The following is an 18,717-nucleotide window of genomic DNA, read 5'->3' on the forward strand; positions in this document are numbered from 1 at the left end:
GGGGAGGCAGCCGTCAACCAGCCCCCTCTCCTGCCGTGTCGGCGCCGACGCCATTGACCGGGGCCGAAGGGCGCCATTTCAGCGCCTTTTCAATAGACATGATCATGTTGCCGGCCACGTCCTTGCGGGTGGCACTCTCAATCCCTTCCAGCCCGGGAGATGAATTCACCTCGAGCAGCAAAGGCCCCTTCTTGGAACGGATAATATCGACACCCGCCACTTTCAGGCCCAGTGTTTTGGCTGCTTTTATCGCCAGGCGCTTCTCCTCGGGAGTGACTTTCACCACCGAAGCCGTCCCGCCCTGGTGGATATTGGCGCGAAACTCCCCGGGCGCCGCCTCCCGCTGGATGGAAGCCACCACCTTGTTGTCGATCACGAAGAGGCGCAGGTCCTTGCCCTGGGCCTCGCGGATAAACTCCTGCACCAGCAGGTTGGCCTTGAGGGACTTGAATGCGTTGATCACCGATTCGGCCGCCTTGCGCGTCTCGGCCAGCACCACCCCGCGTCCCTGGCTACCTTCGAGCAACTTCACGATCAGCGGGGCGCCGCCAACCATTTCAATCAGCTCGTTGGTATCCACCGGCGAGTTGGCAAAGCCCGATGTGGGGATATTCAGGGCCGCCTGTTGCAGCAACTGGAGCGAGAACAGCTTATCCCGCGACTGGCTGATGGCTGCCGAGCCATTGAGGGCAAACACCCCGAGACTCTCGAAGTGCCGCGTAAGGGCGCACCCATAAAAGGTCTGGCTCGGGCGGATGCGGGGAATCACCGCGTCCAGGTTGTTGAGAATCCGACCATCCCGGTAATGAACCTCGGGTTCGCTGGGATCCAGCTTCATGTAGCACTGGCGAATGTCCAGGAAGCTCATGCGGTGCCCGCGTTCGGCGCCCGCCTCCATGATCCGCTGGTTGCTGTACAGGTCGGGGTTCGACGCCAGGACCCCGATGCGCAGGCCCGTGCCCGCCATATGGTGCTCGTCCCGGTAGTACTCCTCCAGCTCACTGACCCGCATATCGCCGAGGCAGAAACTCTCGGCCGGATCCACCATCATCCGGCCCATCATCGCCTCGCGGCCCAGGAGCATCCGGTACCCCATGGAGTCCCGGTTGGTCAGCGTCAGCTCGATATCCCAGACACTCCCGCCGATCGAGAGGGAAGTGCGGATCACTGGGCGCTTCTCCGACTCGCCGGAAGAGCTCCGCACCGTGCGCTTGTCCAGTAGGCGCGCCTCACAACGCACGGAGGGGCGGCGCTGGTGCTGCAGCGGATGAGCCTCGAAACTGACCCAGGACTCGCCATCGCGCTTGAAGGTGTGAATGTTATAGGCGTGCAGGCACGAGGTCTTGGCGCCAGAATCAACTCGCGCCTTGATCGCGGGGATTCCCAGTCCGGGGAAACTGCACCACTCCTCGCTGCCAACAATCAGTTTATGTTCCAACGCCAACTCCTATCCCGGTAGCTTCTCAATTTCAGTGCCGGTCAGGTTAACCGACTTTCAGTCCCAGTACATCGCGCATATCGTAATGGCCGGGCGCCCGGCCACCCTCCTGCTGGTCTCCCAGCAACCAGAGCGCTGCGCGTACCGCGCCGCGGGCAAACGACAGGCGACTGCTGGCCCGGTGGCCGATTTCAATGCGCTCACCATCCGCCAGGAACATCACCGAGTGCTCACCCACCACGTCGCCGCCGCGCACGGTGGCAAAACCGATGGTGTCGCGCTCGCGCGCCCCCGTCTGCCCCTCGCGACCATAGACCGCCACCTGCTGCAGGTCGCGCCCCAGCGTGTCGGCGATCACCTCGCCCATGCTCAGGGCAGTGCCGGAAGGGGCGTCTACCTTGTGGCGGTGGTGGGCCTCGACAATCTCGATATCGGCCTCATCTCCCATGACGCGGGCCGCAGTCTCGAGCAGGTTGAAGCAGAGGTTGACGCCGGTGGAAAAGTTGCTGGCCAGGCACAGCGGCACGATTTGCGCGTGCGCCAGCAGGGCGGATTTTTCCTCGTCGCTGAAGCCGGTGGTACCGATCGCGATCGGCTTACCCTGCCCTGTACAGAAAGCCGCGTTGGCCAGGGTTGCAGCCGGGGCGGAAAAATCGATCAGCACATCAAAGTCGGCGGTTTCGAGGCTGTCCGTGATAGGGAGTCCCACCCGACCCAGGCCGGCAACCTCTCCCGCATCGGAACCCACCAGGCTGGACCCGGGGCGCACGATTGCCGCGGACAGCTCCGCGTTGTCCGCCTGCGCCAGCGCCTCTGCCAGCGCACGCCCCATACGCCCTGCAAAACCCGTCACGCCTACCTTGACTGTCATCTTTCCTCCATTTCTGACTGCCGTAATGAAAGACGCGGATTCTACCCCGGCGCCGAAACTTTGCTGTAGTAGTATTGACCTTTATAACAACAAAAATGGATCCAGTGCATGAACGAATCCCAACTCGCAGGATTCCGCCAGCGGCTGCAGACGCTGCAGGAGGAGCTGCAGTCCCTGGAGGAAACGGCGCAACGCGGCAGCCAGACGGTCACCCTGGACCAGTCCAGCGTCGGCCGCCTGTCGCGCATGGAGGCGCTCCAGGCGCAACAGATTGCGCTCGACTCCGAGCGGCGACGCCAGCGATTGCTTCAGGGAATCGCCGGCGCGCTGCGGCGCCTGGATAGCGGCGATTTCGGCTTCTGCTTCGTCTGCGACGAGCTCATCGAGGCAGCCCGGCTGGAGGCCGACCCCACGACCACCCGCTGTATCCGTTGTGCCGATTCACCAGGCTGACTCCCCCGCCTGTGCCCCGCCCTCGACTCCCATGCCATCTAGACTTGTCAGCAGACATTCGGGAGAACACTGCCATGCACCAGCCAGAACCCACCTCACTCAGAAGCTACGCAGGCTCACTGGCCATACTGGCCCTACTGCTGGCGCTGACCGGAGGCTGCGCCCGGGAAGATAAGGGACTGGGCGAGGACTTCTGGGAAAAATACGACGACGTCACCGACTGGGTAACCCTGAAACTCAACCTGACCCCCGAGCAGGAGGAGACAGTCCTGCCTATCCTGCAGGAAAACTTCCGGCGCAAGAAGGAAATGCTGAAGAGCTATGGTTTTCTGTCCGGGGAAGCGCCCGAGCTGACAAAGAAACAGCGGGAGGAAATTGATGCAAAGATGATCGCCATCCGTGCCGAAACCCGCGCGCAGCTGGTGGACATCCTGGACGAGGATCAATTGCAATCCCTGAAGGAACTACAGCTGGAGTACCACGAGGAGTTTCGCCGGCGGCTGGCGGAAATGTGAGCCCCCCCCGGCCTGCATGCATACGCTACGAGCCGGAAGGGGTATCAGTGGCAAGACAGGGGGGCTTAAAGCTTCATATCCCCGAAGAAATTCTTCACGCCCTCGAACCAGCCGGTCTGCCGGGGTGAGTTTTTCTTCTCACTGAGCGTACCGGAGAACTCCTCCAGCAGCTCTTTCTGGCGAGCGCTCAGGTTTACCGGCGTCTCTACCACTACCCGACAGAGCAGGTCGCCCGGGGCACCGCCGCGCACCGGGGTAACACCCTTGCCGCGCAGACGGAACAGCTTGCCGGTCTGGCTCTCTGCCGGGATCTTCAGTTTTACCTTGCCATCGAGCGTCGGCACTTCCATTTCACCGCCCAGGGCCGCGGTGACAAAGCTGATCGGCACCTCGCAGTAGAGGTTTTTGCCGTCGCGCTGGAACAGCTCATGCTCCTTGACCACCACCTGCACATAGAGGTCGCCGGGAGGGCCGCCCTCGGGGCCCGCCTCACCCTCACCGGACAGGCGGATACGGTCGCCGCTGTCGACACCGGGGGGGACTTTCACGGACAGGGTCTTGGTCTCCTCGACCCGGCCCGCACCGTGACAGCTGCCACAGGGGTCAGTGATGATGGTGCCGCGGCCACGGCAATTCGGGCATGTCTGCTGCACGGCGAAAAAGCCCTGCTGCATGCGCACCTGGCCTACCCCGCCACAAGTCCCACAAGTCTGCGGATTCGAGCCGGGCTTCGCCCCGGAGCCGTCACAGGTACTGCAGCCCACCAGCGTTGGCACGCGGATTTTCACGGTGGTGCCGCGTACGGCATCCTCGAGATCCAGCTCCAGGTCGTAACGAAGGTCGGAGCCCCGCTGCGGGCCACCACGGCGGCCACCGCCACCACCAAAGATATCGCCGAAGACGTCGCCAAAGATATCGGAGAACCCGCCGAAGCCACCGGCGCCGCCACCGCCGCCCATCTGGCCTTCCACACCGGCGTGCCCAAACTGGTCATAGGCAGCTTTCTTCTCCGGGTCGGACAGGACCTCGTAGGCCTCGTTGGCCTCTTTAAACTTGTTCTCCGCCTCTTTGTCGTCGGGATTCCGGTCCGGGTGGAATTTCATCGCCACCCGCCGATAGGCCCTCTTCAGGTCTTTATCAGAGGCGTCCCGATCGACACCAAGGACTTCGTAATAATCGCGCTTCGACATAAAAAGTATGTTCTGTCTTAACTGACTGAGGCGCGGCGGCCTGTTCCATGGAATTGCCGCCACGCCTCGAAGGTTTGTCTTTGCATGGGCGACCCATTGCCGCCCGTGCACAAGGAGGGCTTACTTGTCCTCTTTCTTCTCTTCCTTCACTTCCTCGAACTCCGCGTCCACTGCGTCGTCACCACCGGCCTGCTGGCCACCCTGTTCGGCTTCCGCGGCGCCCTCGGCAGCCTGCGCCTGCTCGGCATACATCTTTTGCGCCAGCGGGCCGGAGGCCTCGGTCAGCTTGTTGGTGGCCGCTTCCATGGCGTCCTTGTCGTTGCCCTTCACGGCTTCCTCGGCCTCTGAGATGGCTGCCTCGATTGCAGACTTCTCTTCGGCAGTGGCCTTGTCGCCAGCCTCTTCCAGGGTCTTCTTGGTGGCGGAGATCATGCCGTCGAGGGTATTGCGGGTGGTCACCAGCTCCTCGAACTGCTTGTCCGCCTCGGCATTGGCCTCGGCGTCCTGCACCATCTTGTCGATCTCTTCCTCGCTCAGGCCGGAGGAAGCCTTGATCACAATGGACTGCTCCTTGCCGGTGGCCTTGTCCTTCGCGTGTACGTGCAGGATGCCGTTGGCATCGATATCGAAGGCGACCTCGATCTGCGGCACACCGCGCGGCGCCGGCGGGATGTCGGCCAGGTCAAAGCGGCCCAGGGACTTGTTCTCGGACGCCTGCTTGCGCTCGCCCTGTACCACGTGGATGGTCACCGCCGTCTGGTTGTCGTCGGCGGTGGAGAACACCTGCGACTTCTTGGTCGGGATGGTGGTGTTCTTCTCGATCAGCGGGGTTGCCACGCCACCCATGGTCTCGATACCCAGGGTCAGCGGGGTAACGTCCAGCAGCAGTACGTCTTTCACGTCACCGGCCAGTACCGCACCCTGGATCGCAGCGCCCATGGCCACCGCCTCGTCCGGGTTGACGTCCTTGCGCGGCTCCTTGCCGAAGAACTCGGTAACCTTTTTCTGCACCAGCGGCATACGGGTCTGGCCGCCCACCAGGATCACCTCGTCCACACCGGAGGCCGCCAGGTCGGCATCCGCCAGGGCGGTCTTGACCGGACCCAGGGAGCGCTCTACCAGCTCTTCCACCAGGCTTTCCAGCTTGGCGCGGGTCAGCTTCACCACCAGGTGCTTGGGACCGGAGGCATCCGCGGTGATATACGGCAGGTTCACCTCAGTCTGCTGGCTGGAGGACAGCTCGATCTTCGCTTTCTCGGCCGCTTCCTTCAGGCGCTGCATGGCCAGTGGGTCGCCCTTCAGGTCGATGCCCTGGTCCTTCTTGAACTGCTCTGCCAGATAGTCGATCAGGCGCAGGTCGAAGTCCTCACCGCCGAGGAAGGTATCGCCGTTGGTGGACAGCACCTCGAACTGCTTCTCGCCGTCAACATCGGCAATCTCGATGATGGAGATATCGAAGGTACCACCACCCAGGTCGTATACCGCCACGGTGCGGTCGCCGCCCTGCTTGTCCAGGCCATAGGCCAGCGCAGCGGCAGTGGGCTCGTTGATGATGCGCTTCACGTCCAGGCCGGCAATGCGACCGGCGTCCTTGGTGGCCTGGCGCTGGGAATCGTTGAAGTAAGCCGGTACGGTGATCACCGCAGCGTCGACGGTCTCACCGAGGAAGTCCTCGGCGGTCTTCTTCATTTTCTTCAGCACTTCGGCGGAAACCTGCGGCGGCGCCTTCTTGTCGCCCTTCACTTCTACCCAGGCGTCACCGTTGTCGGCCTCGACGATGCTGTAGGGCACCATCTTGATGTCCTTCTGCACCACGTCATCCTTGAACTTGCGGCCGATCAGGCGCTTGACCGCATACAGGGTGTTCTGCGGGTTGGTAACCGCCTGGCGCTTGGCAGACTGGCCCACCAGGATCTCGTTGTCATCGGTGAACGCCACGATGGACGGGGTTGTGCGATCGCCCTCCGCGTTCTCGATCACGCGCGCCTTGTCACCATCCAGGACTGCCACACAGCTGTTGGTGGTACCCAGGTCGATGCCGATAATTTTTCCCATAAGTATGTTCCTCACTTTTTGTCGCCTCTCGCCCGCTACCGGGGGAAGCGCAAGTTTTAACTCTGTTGCCAGCTATATTGGTGCCGGCCTTACAATTTCAAGGGGCTTTGTGCCCGATCCTCCAACAGGCCTGCCCGATCCAGCGGGCCACTGCCTCAGTTTGGGGCGCCGACTCAGGTTGGGGACTTGCTCACCACCACCATCGCCGGCCGCAACAGGCGACCATTCAGTACGTAGCCCTTCTGGAATACATCGAGGACGGTATTCGGCTCCACATCCCCATTGGGTACCTGAGTCATGGCCTGGTGCAGCTCCGGGTCGAACGGCTCTCCGGCCGGGTCGATCATTTCCACAGAGTGCTTGGCCAGGGTGTCGACAAAGGACTTGTGGGTCAGCTCGATCCCCTCGATAACTGCCTTGTTGGCCTCGTCCTCGCGGTCGATGCTGGACAGGGCCCGCTCCAGGTTGTCCACTACCGGGAGCAAGTCCTGGAGCATTTTCTCCAGGCCGTACTTGTGCGCCCGCTCCACGTCCTGCTGGGCGCGGCGGCGCGCATTCTGGGCCTCGGCCTGGGCGCGCATGGCGAGATCTTTCTGGATCGCCAGCTGCTCCTGCAGGCCCAGGATTTCCTCTTTCAGTGCTTCGGGGCTCTCGGGCTGCGCGTGCAGGGCCTCCTCTGCCTCATGCTGCTCTTCCGCGGTGGGCTCCTCCACCTCGGCTTCCGCGCGGGCTTCCACGGCTGCCGCTTCCTCGGCGGTCAGCGCCTCGGGATGCGGCGTCCCCTCTTCAATCTGATCTTCTTCGCTGCGCTCTCTGGCCACTGCTCTCTCCGTCGCGTCGACTGTCAGTTGGTTTGATATGTTGTCCGCCGGGCGGACAGTGGAGGTGTATATGGGGCCTTGCCCCTGCAGTTCAAGGGGTTATCGGGGAAACTCGCCACGGGATCGGCACAAGCACCCGCAATATACCCCCGCAGCACCGTACCGGGGACGGTTGACCACTCTCCCCGGCACTGTAATGTCGGGGCTGGGCGGTAGCTACCTGTCGCCAATTACTGTATAAATACACAGATAACAATTGAGCCAGAAGCGATCCCTATGTTGCTGCACCTGTCTATCAGCCAATTCACCCTGGTGGACCAGCTGGAACTGGAGTTTGGCTCCGGGACCAGTACCCTGACCGGCGAAACCGGGGCCGGCAAGTCCATCACCCTCGACGCCCTCGGCCTGGCGCTCGGCGACCGCGGCAATGCCGAGCTGGTCCGCGCCGGGGCGAAACGCGCTGACATTCACGCGACCTTTGATATCGGCGATCACCCCGAGGCTAATGCCTGGCTGGAAGAGCAGGAGCTGGACACCGGGAACGAGGTGATCCTGAGACGCACCATCAGTGCCGATGGCCGCTCCCGGGCCTATATCAATGGCCAGCCGGTGACACTCCTGCAGCTGCGCGCCCTGGGAGAGCAACTGATCGATATCCACAGCCAGCACGAACACCAGTCCCTGCTGAAAAAAGAGACTCACCGCCGCCTGCTGGATGAATTCGCCGGTGCCAGCGACCTGGCCGCCGAAACCCGCATCCGCTTCAAGACCTGGCAGGACCAGTATCGTCGCTACCGCGCCCTGGCAGACAGTGCCGAGGAAACCGAGGCGCGGCGCCAGCTGCTGCAATACCAGCTGGAAGAGCTGGAGCAGCTGGACCTGCAGCCGGATGAGATCGAGCAGCTCGAAAGCGAGCAGCGCCAGCTGGCCAACGCCGGCCAGATCCTCAGTGGCAGTTACCAACTGGCGGCCATGCTCACCGGCGGCGAGGGGGATATCTCGGAGCACCTGCACCGGGCCCTGCAACTACTGACCGCGATGCCGGAGCAGTCTCCGGAAATGACGGAAGTGGCGCAGATGCTCGACAGCGCCCGCATCCAGGTGGACGAGGCCGCCGGCACCCTGTCGCGGCATATCGACCGTTTCGAGATGGATCCCGAACGCCTGGCCGAGGTAGAAGAACGGCTCAGCGCCATCTACCAGGCGGCGCGCAAACACCGTGTACAACCCCCGGAACTCCCGGCACTGCAGGAACAGCTGCAGGCAGAACTGGACGAGATCGGCGCCCCGGATGCCCTGGACCGACTCGAATCCGAATGCCGGGAGCTGGAACAGGCCTATCGTGTCACCGCCGGCAAGCTGGGCGAGCTGCGCGCCGGTGCAGCCGGGGAACTGGCTGCGGCCGTCAATGCACAGCTCGCGGACCTTGCCATGCCCCACGCCCGCGTCGAGCTGGCCCTGCAACCCCAGGACAAGCCCACGGCAACCGGCCTGGAGGAGATTGAGATCCTGATCGCTACCAACCCGGGCCAGCCCGCGCGGCCGCTGGGCAAGATCGCCTCCGGGGGCGAGCTGTCGCGGGTCAGCCTGGCGATACAGGTTGTTACCGCCCAGACCTCCCGTACCCCCACCCTGGTGTTCGACGAGGTGGACGTGGGTATCGGCGGGGCAACCGGCGATGTGGTCGGGCGCCTGCTGCGACAGCTGGGCGAGGGCCGCAATGGCCGCACCGGCCAGGTTATCTGTGTCACCCACCTGGCGCAGGTCGCAGCACGCGCCCATCGCCAGTACCTGGTGGAAAAGCATAGCGACGGCGACGCGGCTTTCGTGGCCCTGCGAGAACTGAAGGGTGACGAGCGACGGGAGGAGATCGCACGCATGCTGGGCGGTGAAACCACCACCCAGTCACTGGCCCATGCCGAGGAAATGCTGTCCCGTGCGTAACCGCATGGCGGACCCGGCCTGCAGTGACTTCCGGGTCGGTTAAATACGGCTGATCTATAATGAAAAATCCGCAATTAACCGGGAATGGCGGCGAAAACGACACTATACTGCCGCGCCAATGTTCAACGCGGCTGATTTTATGCAGAGAACCATTTTCAACACACCGATCGTGACCCCCGTGCTCCGCCAGGTGGCGAAGTTGCTGCTCAAGTTGCACGGCTGGCGTGTCGTCGCCGACCAGTCGGCAATGAAACTGAAGAAATATGTGCTGTTGGGTGCCCCGCATACCAGCAACTGGGACGGTTATTACTTCATCCTGACCGCCCTGAAGCTGGGCGTGGTCCCGCAGTGGATGGGCAAGGACAAGCTGTTCCGCTTTCCGCTGGGGGGCACCATGCGCTGGTTCGGCGGCATCGCCGTGGATCGCAGCAAAGCCAACAACCTGGTGCAGGCCACAGTGGACCAGTTCAACAAGGCGTCATCACTGATTGTTGCCGTGCCGCCAGAGGGCACCCGCGGCCGTGGCGAGCGCTGGAAAACCGGCTTCTACCACATTGCCCGCGGTGCCGGCGTCCCGGTCGTGTGCGGCTTCATCAACTTTGCCAAGAAGGAAGTGGGCCTGGGACCCGCCCTCGAGATGGGGGAAAACCTGGCCGCTGAACTGGCCCGGTTCAAGGACTTTTACGCAGACAAGATCGGCAAGTTTCCGGAGCTCTATACCCCGCCAGCCTGACCGGAAGCGGAGACAGCACGGCCCGCGCTGCGGGCCAGTTACGGGGTTCGCACCCCGCGGGCAACCGGTTGCTACCCCTGGGCTTCCTTCTTCTTTACATACAGCACCAGGCTGTGGCCAGTGAGCTCGTAGCCGTGCTCCTCGGCGATCTGCTGCTGCAGGCGCTCGATTTCCTCGTTATGGAACTCAATCACCTCGCCGCTATCGGTGCAGACCATATGGTCGTGGTGATCGCCCCGGTCCAGCTCGAACACCGAGTGCCCGCCATCGAAGTTGTGGCGCATCACCAGTCCAGCACTTTCGAACTGGGTCAGGACACGATAGACAGTCGCCAGGCCAACATCCTCCCCGGCGTCCAGCAACAACTTGTAGACATCTTCAGCGCTCAGGTGCTGCTCACTGGCGTTCTCAAGCAGCTGCAGGATTTTCACTCGCGGCAGCGTCACTTTGAGGCCGGCCTTGCGCAGTTCCTGGTTTTCGTTCGACATGGATCAGTTTCCCGGGAAAATTCTTCTGTTTCAGCGATACAGCCTGCTGCCGGTCCGGAGGGGACCGGCCTGATCGGGCGCGACATGCGCTCCGGTGTCTGTCAGCTCGCCAACTCTTGCGGTATTATCCACGCCGAGCGTATCCAGCGGAACCCCGGTGCCACCAGGTCCGGGGCCGGCGCGCCTGATCCCTCGGAACAAAAGGGGATTCAGCGCCGGCAACGGGAACTTTCGGCACCGCAGGGCGCCTACCTTTTACTCAGGTGGACAGATCCCGGCCAGGCAAGCCGGTTCCGCCAGCATCGAGATAACAATGGAGCATTGAATGCCAACGACCCTGAAAGCCCTCGCCATCGCCGGTCTCTGTGCACTGATCAGCGCCTGCAGCCTGTTCCAGTTCCCGGGCGTGCACCGGATTGAAGTCCAGCAGGGCAATATCATTACCCAGGAGATGGTGGACCAGCTCAAGCCGGGCATGACCCGTCGGCAGGTGCGCTTTGTGCTGGGCACGCCGCTGCTGGAGGATACCTTCAACGCCAACCGCTGGGACTACGTGAATCGCGTGCGCGACCCGGATGGTGAGGTCGAGCAGAAAAAGCTTTCCGTCTATTTCAATGGCGACCTGCTGATTGCCACCAGTGGCGACTGGCAACCGGCGGGCTGGCCGCAGTAACCCCATTTCCCGGCGGCGCCAACCGCTGCCTCCTGGCGGGGCGCAGCCTGTTGTTCACTCCCCCCTGCCGCCGGCCTCCTGTGCCTTGCGCCTGGCTTTCTCGGCGCGCTGTTTGCGGGCCTCCTTCGGGTCCGCGATCAATGGCCGGTAAATTTCCACCCGGTCGCCCGGCTTCAGTTCGTACTGGTCGGCAACCGCCAGCCCCTTGGTACCGAGGGCCTGGCCGAAAATCCCTAGCCTTGCAGTGGCCGGGTCGATTTCCGGGTATTCTTCCGGCAAGCCGGAGCGCACCAGGGCCTCGGTCGCGGTAGTACCGGGCGGTACCAGCAGGCTGACCAGCCGCTGCTCATGTGGCAGTGCGTAAACCACCTCCACGGCGATCGTCTTGATATCGGTCATTGGGGTTTCCCGTATACGTGCTCGGCGCGTTCGCACATGACCCGCACCATCTGGTTGGCCAACTCGCTGAACAATTTGCCCACAGCCGCCGCCACCAGGCGATTGCGAAGCCGGAACGACAGCGAGAAGCTGACTTTACAGGCGTCGTGCGCCAGCGGCGAGAAGTGCCAGAGCCCTTCAAAGTGCTCAAAAGGCCCGTCCACCAACTCCAGGGTCATGCGCGTTGGCCGCTCAAGCCGGTTGCGGGTGACAAAACTCTGGTGAATACCGGCCCGGCTCAGCTCCAGCCGCGCCTCCAGGGTATTCTCGTCGCTGTGTAAAATTTCAGCAGCCTTGCAACCCGGCAGGAACTGCGGGTAGCGCTCCACATCGTTCACCAGGTCAAACATCTGCTCTGCACTGAACATCACCAGTGCGCTGCGCTCTATCTCTGCCATGCTTTCCAATCGTTCCAATACTGCCGCCCGCATTGCCATTTCCGCGCGGATAGCCGGCAATTTTGCCAGTCGACGCTACTCAAGCAAGTCAATTCCTGCAACAATCGCAGCTTTACCCGACCGGGGCGCCCGGTTGGTCGCCGCAGCCGGCGATGTACAGACAAGAATAACAGGCAAGCGAGAGTACTATGTCCGCAGCAAGAGAGCATTTTGGATCGCGACTGGGGTTTATCCTCGCCGCGGCGGGTTCCGCCGTGGGAATCGGCAACCTGGTGGCCTTCCCGGTCGCCGCCACCAAGAGCGGTGGCGGGGCCTTCCTGCTGGTATACGCCCTGTTCGTATTCCTTATCTGCCTGCCGGTGATGATGGCAGAGCTGGCACTCGGCCGTCAGAGTGACAAGGACCCGGTTGGCGCCTATCGCCAGGTCTCGGGCGGCTCCATCGGCTGGCGCATCCCCGGCTGGTTTGCCCTGATCACGCCTTTCATGATCGCCGTCTTTTACCTGGTCGTTACCGTCTGGGTACTCGGCTACCTGGTGGCGACCCTGGGCGGCAACCTGGACCAGCTGGCTGCCGGGGAGCATTTCGGCCAGTTCATCAATTCCCCGATCGTTTTCGCCTACCTCGTGGTGCTGATGCTGGCCATCAACGGCATCCTCGCCATGGGGGTCAAGGATGGCATCGAGCGCGCCGCCAAGACACTGATGCCGATGCTGTTCGTGATGCTACTGGGCCTGGTGGTATTTGTGCTGACCCAGGAAAACGCCATGCTGGGCGTGAAGTACTACCTGACACCCGACCTGTCCAAGCTCAACGCAGAGGTGGTCAACAATGCCATGGCCCAGGCCTTCTTCTCCCTGTCGCTGGGCATGGGGATCATGATCACCTACGGCTCCTATATGAAGAAGCGCGACTCGATCCCGGGCTCCGCCAAGGCCGTGGCACTGACCGATACCCTGGTGGCGTTCACCGCGGGCCTGCTGATCCTGCCCACCATTTTCCACTTCAACCCGCAGATCGATCCCACCGAACTCAGCGATTCCTCCGCTGGCATGATCTTCCTGTTCCTGCCGAAGATCTTCCTCGCCCTGCAGGAAAGTATCGGCTACTTCGGGGCCAGCGCGTTCGCGGCGGTATTCTTCTTCCTGGTGCTGGTGGCCGCGATCACTTCATTGGTGTCCATTATCGAGGTGCCGGTAGCGACCCTGTGTGACGAGCGCGGCATGGAGCGCAAGAAGGCCATCTACAGCATTGCCGGTGTGCAGTTCATACTCGCCATCGCCTGCGCAGTGTCATTCGGCATGGTAGGCTGGCTCACCGAGTTCATGCAGGTTGCCGGCAATACCGTCTCCTTCTTTGATCTGGTAGAGCTGATCTTCTATTCTACGATCCTGCCATTGAACGGCCTGCTGGTATGCCTCTTCGTGATCTACAAGTGGAAGCGGGCCAATTTCGACCGCGAGCTGCAAGAGGGTGACCCCAGCTTTGCCGGCAGCCTCTCCCAGAAGTACGTCAACTTCTCCCTGGGGACCTTTATCCCCCTGATCCTGTTGCTGGTGTTCATCAACACGGTAGCCGAGAAGTACTTCGGGCACAGTTTTTTCTAGAAACCAAGCATCAGTTGTATTTATGGCCAAAAAGAAAGCCAAAAACGGTTCCAGCACCATCGCCCTCAACAAGCGGGCGCGCCACGATTACTTCATTGAGGAGAAGTTCGAGGCGGGTATGGAGCTGCAGGGCTGGGAAGTAAAGAGCTGTCGCGAGGGCAAGGCCCAGCTGACGGACAGCTACGTCATTTTCAAGAATGGCGAGGCCTGGCTGCTGGGTGCCCGTATCCAGCCACTGCCCAGCGCCTCCACCCATTTCGTCACCGAGCCTGACCGCACGCGCCGCCTGCTGCTCAACAAGCGGGAGCTGGCCAAGCTGATTGCAGCTGTGGACCAGAAGGGCTACGCCGTCGTCTGCACCGCTCTGTACTGGAAGAAGCACCTGATCAAGTGCGAGATTGCCCTCGCCAAGGGTAAGGCCCATCACGACAAGCGCGAAACCGAGAAGAAGCGTGACTGGAACCGCGAGAAACAGCGCCTGATGCGCACCGAACACAAGTAGTAGGGCGCCGGCGCCCGATAGAAAAATAATTATAGGGTTACTCATGAGTGCACCGAGAGGACAATTCAGCTCCAACATCGGCTTCCTGATGGCTGCGGCGGGTTCCGCCGTAGGCCTGGGCAACATCTGGGGATTCCCCACCAAGGCCGCCGACAATGGCGGCGCCGCCTTTGTGGTGGTTTACCTGGTCCTGGCTTTCCTGCTCGCCTACCCGGCCCTGATGGCCGAACTCACTATCGGCCGCCACGCCCGCCGCAATATGGTCCAGGCCCTGCGCGGCGTGGCGATTGGTCCAGTGAGCCGCTTCTTTGCCAACCTGACCGGATTCGGTGGCATCGTGGTGGCCTCCCTGATCCTGAGCTTCTACTCCATCGTCGCCGGCTGGATGTTCGCCCACCTGGTCGAGCCCTTTGCTGAATTATGGGGGGCCAGTGGCACCGCGGAGTGGCTGACCGGCAGCAGCACAGCCCGCAACCTTCTGTTTACCGCCCTGTTCAGCTCCATGACCATGGTGATCATTGCCAGCGGTGTGGAAAAAGGGATTGAGCGCTGGTCCACCCTGCTGATGCCCGCACTGATCATCCTGCTGCTGCTGCTGATCATGTACGTACTGACCCAACCCGGCGCCATGACCGGCCTCGAAGTCTACCTGATGCCGGACTTCAGCCACCTGTCGCCACAGCTGCTGGTGTCCGCCATGGGCCAGGCGTTCTTCTCCCTGTCGCTGGGCGTGGGCACCATGCTGATTTACGGCTCCTACCTGAGCAAGCAGGAGAGCCTGCCGCGGCTGGGGGCCCTGGTAACCCTGATTGACGTGGGCATCGCCTTCACTGCCGGCCTGCTGATCCTGCCGGCCATGTACGTGGCCCAGGAAGCGGGCACCCAGATCTTTTCCGAGAGCGGCGAGCTGATCGCCGGGCCGGGGCTGATCCTGCAGGTACTGCCGGCCCTGTTCGACACCATGGGCACCGCCGGCCTGTTCGTGGCCATCGCCTTCTTCGCCCTGATGACCATCGCTTCGGTGACCTCCTCCATCTCCATGCTGGAAGTGCCCGTTGCCTTCTCCATCGAGAACCTGAAACTCGGGCGCAAGAGGGCGACCATGTTCGTCGGGCTGGTCATCTTCGCCATCAGCAGCCTGATCATCTTCAATTTCGACACCCTGTTCGGGCTGGTGATCAGCATCAGCACCGAGTACGGCCAGCCCCTGCTGGGCGTCTCCCTGTGTATCTTTGCCGGCTGGATCTGGCGCCGTGACCAGCTCCTCACCGAGCTGGAGAAGGGCCACGAGGGCATCGAGAGAACCCTGTTCTGGAAGATCTGGCCCTGGTACGTGCGGATCGTGTGCCCGCTGCTGATTTTGGCCGCCTTCGCCCAATCGGTATTGCTGGGCTGATGACTTTCTGGTCGCGACTGGCCGCCCGTAACTGGCCATCCGCGACCATCTTCACAGTCTGGTCGTGTCGGGGCATATTGTCCGGGAACAAAATCCGGTATACTAAGTCTTAGACCACACAGGGTTTTGCATCGGGGATGACTTGGATTCGACGCCGGTGACGAAACCATGGGTGCATGCCGTGATGGCAGCCAATCACGTAAATCCAAAGCTGCAATCTATTAGTTGCCAACGACGACAACTACGGTGCCCAACTCGCTGCGTAAGCAGCCTGTGAAGCACTAACTAAGGGTTCGTCCCTTAGCAGCCTTCAGCAAGGTTCCAGTACCGCGCTGATGGCTGTCATACAGAACTGGATCGCCCTGAACCGCGCCTGTCGGGGATGGGTTAAAAACTTAACAGGCTCGCCAATTACGTCCTGCCCATCGGGCTGTATGCGGCTAAATCAATAGATGGACCTAAGCATGTAGAGCTCATGGCAGAGTGCTGACGGACGCGGGTTCGACTCCCGCCATCTCCACCAAACAACTGTCTCAGACAGACTCAAGAAGCCCCGGAAGCCCAGTGTTTTCGGGGCTTTTGCTTATCTGGCCTATCCCAGTTAATCTAATTCAACCCGCCCAAATCTAGGAGTTTCTGGACGGGTTATTGGACGGGTTGAGCCCAGCGCCCCCGTCCAACCCGTCCAAATCAGCACGGAAGCCGCAGCCATGCCGCTGTCAGACACCAAGCTACGGGCGCTCAAGCCCCGCGACAGGAAGTACATCGAGGCCGACGAGAAGGGCCTAGCCGTCGAAGTCACCCCCACCGGCGCCAAGCGCTGGGTATTCCGCTTCCGCCTCCACGGCAAGCGCCCGGAGATGGCGCTGGGCCTCTACCCTGATGTGACCCTAAAGCGCGCGCGGGAACTGCGCGACGAGGCCCGTCGCCACGTGGCCGAAGGCGTAGACCCCCGCGACGTCAGGCGCGCCCATAAGGAATCCGCCCTGGAAGCCAACCGGAACAGCTTTGCTGCTGTCAGTCAGGAATGGTTTGCGGCCCGGATGGCCCATCTGTCGAAGTCATCCAGGGACCGGGCAAACCTCGCTCTCGACCGGGACCTGATCCCGTATCTTGGGAAGCGCCCCATTGCTGAGATCGCTCCGCCCGAAGTCCTACGCTGCCTACGCCAGATCGAGAGCCGGGGGACCCTGGAAACCGCCCACCGCGTGAAGCGGGTAGCCAGCCAGGTATTCCGCTTCGCCGTGGCCACCGGGAAAGCCGACCGCGACCCCACCACCGACCTGACAGGCGCCCTCACCCCTACCAAGAAAAAGCACCTGGCCGCGATTACCGATCCTGTGGGGGTGGGCCGCCTCATGGTTGCCATAGATGGGTATCAGGGCACCCCCGTGGTGAGAGCAGCCCTCAAGCTGTCCCCACTGCTGTTCTGCCGCCCCGGCGAGCTACGTAAGCTGGAATGGTCGGAAATCAACTGGGAGGCCCGTCAGGTAGAGATACCCGCCGAGAAAATGAAAATGGGCCAACCGCACATCATTCCACTAGCGGACCAGGCCGTGGCGCTCCTGCGGGACCTGGAGCCCCTCACCGGGCGCAGCAAGTATGTTTTCCCCTCAGCCAGGGGCCGGAGCCGCCCCCTCTCTGACAACGGGGTCAGGACGGCCCTACGCTCACTGGGCTACGACAATGAAACCATGACCGCCCACGGCTTTCGCGCGATGGCCCGCACCCTGCTTGATGAAGTACTGGGCTTCCGAGTGGATTACATCGAGCACCAGCTAGCCCACGAGGTGAAAGATACCCTGGGGCGGGCCTACAACCGCACCAAGCACCTACCTCAACGGGCGGCAATGATGCAGAAGTGGGCGGACTACCTCGACAACCTTCGAGTACAGACGGAGGCCGAAAACGTGATTACAGCCCAATTCGGAACCGTAGGGAACTGAGGATCATTCCTCGCCCTTAGCCTCAGTACGGACTATCGGCAACAACGGAAGGGGGAGAGCATGAAACCAACCAAAAAGCTGCCCATTTGGGTACCACCCGCTATCCGCACCCACTACCAACGCATCACACATGGCAATGACGGGACCACATGGAAAAGCGGACCCTATGGGGGTGGCTGCGGCCTCCTCTTGGAGTACAACCACCCCAAGGAAAAACTAGAACCGGTCATCACCAAGCTATGCCGGGACCCAGAGATGGAGTCGGTGTGGCGCAGGCTCGAGAGATCCTATGGCGACCCTCGCGGCGTTCGTAAAGGCTGGGACGACGGAGTCTTCCGCTGTGTTCTTTGGGCACTCTTTGGTCGCTCCCCTTGGGACAAGTTCGCCAAAGACATAGAGGAGAGACCCAGTGAAATTGCCGATAAGGTCCGTGAACTCTCCGCACTTCTCCGCAAGTACGAAGTGGACGAAACAGCCTGGGACCTCATGGAGCCCTGTGAGTTTGAAGACGCAATTGACCGGCATTACTACACAGCATTCACCCCGGGGTATCAGGATTCCGATATTGATGGCCATCGAGAACCCGGGCTGTTCCTTTGCCAGAACCCCCCGTTTATTTCTGACCTGCTGGAGAGGCTGGGCCAGGCGATTACCGCCAAAAAGAATGACTATGAGGCGGCGATATTCCTGCGCGACAAAGGCCACGGACTGGATTATAGAATCTTCGCCAGCCGGATGTGCACGCACTTCACCAAGCAGCTAGGCGGCCCCCGCTACGACATTGTTGCCACCCTTTCGCGGGTGCTCCTGGGGGTGGCGGTTGATGAGGGAACAGTAAGGGACACGATAAGAAGCGCCCATAAAGACAAGTACCCTGTACCCGAGCGCTAGGAATATCGCCACGTCTAAGCGGCCTGGGGCTAAGCTCAGTGAATTCTTGCTCTTAGCCCCATTACGCCGAGGCCGCCCGTTGTAAAGAATTCGTATTAGCCAACCTTACCCAAACCTGAAAAGGCTAATACATGAAACCAAGCAACCAACTACCCGAAACAATCAACACCGCCGCTATGTACCGGGCACCAGAGTGCGCCCGGCTATTTGGTATCGGCCTTTCCACCTGGTGGCACTGGTGCAAGACCGGCCGCGCTCAACGTGGTATCCGTCTGGGGCCAAAAACCACGGTGTGGGAAGGCTCCTACCTGCTGGAGCTAAAACAGAAGTTAATCGCAGAATCTCAGAACTAAGGGGG

At 61.7% G+C, this 18,717-nt stretch carries 19 protein-coding genes and 1 other RNA gene; 12 read left to right on the forward strand and 8 right to left on the reverse strand.

Translation table 11 applies throughout. The features are described from left to right. Window positions 1-13: 13 nt before the first annotated feature. On the reverse strand, window positions 14-1,438 hold the full coding sequence (rimK, locus tag LVD11_RS01755) for a 30S ribosomal protein S6--L-glutamate ligase (protein WP_439651254.1): 1,425 nt from the start codon (window positions 1,436-1,438) through the stop codon (window positions 14-16). Window positions 1,439-1,484: 46 nt separating this feature from the next. After that, window positions 1,485-2,309: a 4-hydroxy-tetrahydrodipicolinate reductase gene (dapB, locus tag LVD11_RS01765; protein WP_237055335.1), complete on the reverse strand. Its 825-nt coding sequence runs from the start codon at window positions 2,307-2,309 to the stop codon at window positions 1,485-1,487. A gap of 108 nt (window positions 2,310-2,417) precedes the next feature. Between dapB and LVD11_RS01770 the strand changes: the two genes are divergently transcribed. Then, the gene (locus LVD11_RS01770) at window positions 2,418-2,762 is read left to right on the forward strand and encodes a TraR/DksA family transcriptional regulator (RefSeq protein WP_237055337.1); all 345 of its coding nucleotides are present in this window, start codon (window positions 2,418-2,420) and stop codon (window positions 2,760-2,762) included. 74 nt (window positions 2,763-2,836) lie between these two features. Beyond that, window positions 2,837-3,277 carry a hypothetical protein gene (locus LVD11_RS01775; protein ID WP_237055339.1) on the forward strand — a complete coding sequence of 147 codons (441 nt, stop codon included), beginning with the start codon at window positions 2,837-2,839 and terminating at the stop codon, window positions 3,275-3,277. A gap of 65 nt (window positions 3,278-3,342) precedes the next feature. Here LVD11_RS01775 and dnaJ read toward each other — a convergent pair whose 3' ends face one another. The 3 genes from dnaJ to grpE form a co-directional block, all read right to left on the reverse strand. Beyond that, the gene (gene dnaJ / locus LVD11_RS01780) at window positions 3,343-4,467 is read right to left on the reverse strand and encodes a molecular chaperone DnaJ (RefSeq protein WP_237055341.1); all 1,125 of its coding nucleotides are present in this window, start codon (window positions 4,465-4,467) and stop codon (window positions 3,343-3,345) included. A gap of 120 nt (window positions 4,468-4,587) precedes the next feature. Continuing rightward, window positions 4,588-6,522 (reverse strand): molecular chaperone DnaK, encoded by a 1,935-nt coding sequence (dnaK, locus tag LVD11_RS01785; RefSeq protein ID WP_237055343.1) that lies wholly within the window; start codon window positions 6,520-6,522, stop codon window positions 4,588-4,590. A gap of 173 nt (window positions 6,523-6,695) precedes the next feature. Beyond that, window positions 6,696-7,343 (reverse strand): nucleotide exchange factor GrpE, encoded by a 648-nt coding sequence (gene grpE, locus LVD11_RS01790; RefSeq protein ID WP_237055346.1) that lies wholly within the window; start codon window positions 7,341-7,343, stop codon window positions 6,696-6,698. 276 nt (window positions 7,344-7,619) lie between these two features. On the opposite strand from grpE, the gene recN reads away from it, so the two are divergent. Next, window positions 7,620-9,287: a DNA repair protein RecN gene (gene recN / locus LVD11_RS01795; RefSeq protein WP_237055348.1), complete on the forward strand. Its 1,668-nt coding sequence runs from the start codon at window positions 7,620-7,622 to the stop codon at window positions 9,285-9,287. Window positions 9,288-9,426: 139 nt separating this feature from the next. Continuing rightward, window positions 9,427-10,020, forward strand: coding sequence for a 1-acyl-sn-glycerol-3-phosphate acyltransferase (locus LVD11_RS01800; protein WP_237055349.1), 594 nt, complete (start codon window positions 9,427-9,429; stop codon window positions 10,018-10,020). A 71-nt stretch (window positions 10,021-10,091) separates the two neighbouring features. Here LVD11_RS01800 and fur read toward each other — a convergent pair whose 3' ends face one another. Then, window positions 10,092-10,508, reverse strand: a complete 417-nt coding sequence (fur, locus tag LVD11_RS01805) for a ferric iron uptake transcriptional regulator (protein WP_237055350.1) — start codon at window positions 10,506-10,508, stop codon at window positions 10,092-10,094. Window positions 10,509-10,833: 325 nt separating this feature from the next. On the opposite strand from fur, the gene LVD11_RS01810 reads away from it, so the two are divergent. After that, the gene (locus LVD11_RS01810; RefSeq protein WP_237055351.1) at window positions 10,834-11,181 is read left to right on the forward strand and encodes an outer membrane protein assembly factor BamE; all 348 of its coding nucleotides are present in this window, start codon (window positions 10,834-10,836) and stop codon (window positions 11,179-11,181) included. 54 nt (window positions 11,182-11,235) lie between these two features. Here LVD11_RS01810 and LVD11_RS01815 read toward each other — a convergent pair whose 3' ends face one another. After that, window positions 11,236-11,580: an RnfH family protein gene (locus tag LVD11_RS01815; protein ID WP_237055353.1), complete on the reverse strand. Its 345-nt coding sequence runs from the start codon at window positions 11,578-11,580 to the stop codon at window positions 11,236-11,238. Continuing rightward, window positions 11,577-12,017: a type II toxin-antitoxin system RatA family toxin gene (locus LVD11_RS01820; protein ID WP_237055792.1), complete on the reverse strand. Its 441-nt coding sequence runs from the start codon at window positions 12,015-12,017 to the stop codon at window positions 11,577-11,579. The genes LVD11_RS01815 and LVD11_RS01820 overlap by 4 nt, the downstream gene beginning before the upstream one ends. 188 nt (window positions 12,018-12,205) lie before the next feature. On the opposite strand from LVD11_RS01820, the gene LVD11_RS01825 reads away from it, so the two are divergent. The 7 genes from LVD11_RS01825 (at window position 12,206) to LVD11_RS01855 (ending at window position 18,712) form a co-directional block, all read left to right on the forward strand. Further along, window positions 12,206-13,624 (forward strand): sodium-dependent transporter, encoded by a 1,419-nt coding sequence (locus LVD11_RS01825; protein ID WP_237055355.1) that lies wholly within the window; start codon window positions 12,206-12,208, stop codon window positions 13,622-13,624. A gap of 22 nt (window positions 13,625-13,646) precedes the next feature. Next, window positions 13,647-14,126: an SsrA-binding protein SmpB gene (gene smpB, locus LVD11_RS01830; RefSeq protein ID WP_237055357.1), complete on the forward strand. Its 480-nt coding sequence runs from the start codon at window positions 13,647-13,649 to the stop codon at window positions 14,124-14,126. A gap of 43 nt (window positions 14,127-14,169) precedes the next feature. Beyond that, window positions 14,170-15,522 carry a sodium-dependent transporter gene (locus LVD11_RS01835; protein ID WP_237055359.1) on the forward strand — a complete coding sequence of 451 codons (1,353 nt, stop codon included), beginning with the start codon at window positions 14,170-14,172 and terminating at the stop codon, window positions 15,520-15,522. Between the two features lie 133 nt (window positions 15,523-15,655). Further along, window positions 15,656-16,045: a transfer-messenger RNA gene (ssrA, locus tag LVD11_RS01840) on the forward strand. Window positions 16,046-16,232: 187 nt separating this feature from the next. Continuing rightward, complete coding sequence (locus LVD11_RS01845; RefSeq protein WP_237055362.1) at window positions 16,233-17,468, forward strand: tyrosine-type recombinase/integrase; 1,236 nt, start codon at window positions 16,233-16,235, stop codon at window positions 17,466-17,468. 60 nt (window positions 17,469-17,528) lie between these two features. Further along, window positions 17,529-18,359 carry a hypothetical protein gene (locus LVD11_RS01850; protein ID WP_237055363.1) on the forward strand — a complete coding sequence of 277 codons (831 nt, stop codon included), beginning with the start codon at window positions 17,529-17,531 and terminating at the stop codon, window positions 18,357-18,359. Between the two features lie 131 nt (window positions 18,360-18,490). Further along, window positions 18,491-18,712 carry a helix-turn-helix transcriptional regulator gene (locus LVD11_RS01855; protein ID WP_237055365.1) on the forward strand — a complete coding sequence of 74 codons (222 nt, stop codon included), beginning with the start codon at window positions 18,491-18,493 and terminating at the stop codon, window positions 18,710-18,712. Window positions 18,713-18,717: the final 5 nt, after the last annotated feature.

It is taken from the genome of Microbulbifer sediminum (assembly GCF_021729035.1).
In the GTDB taxonomy this organism is placed as follows: Bacteria; Pseudomonadota; Gammaproteobacteria; order Pseudomonadales; family Cellvibrionaceae; genus Microbulbifer; species Microbulbifer sediminum.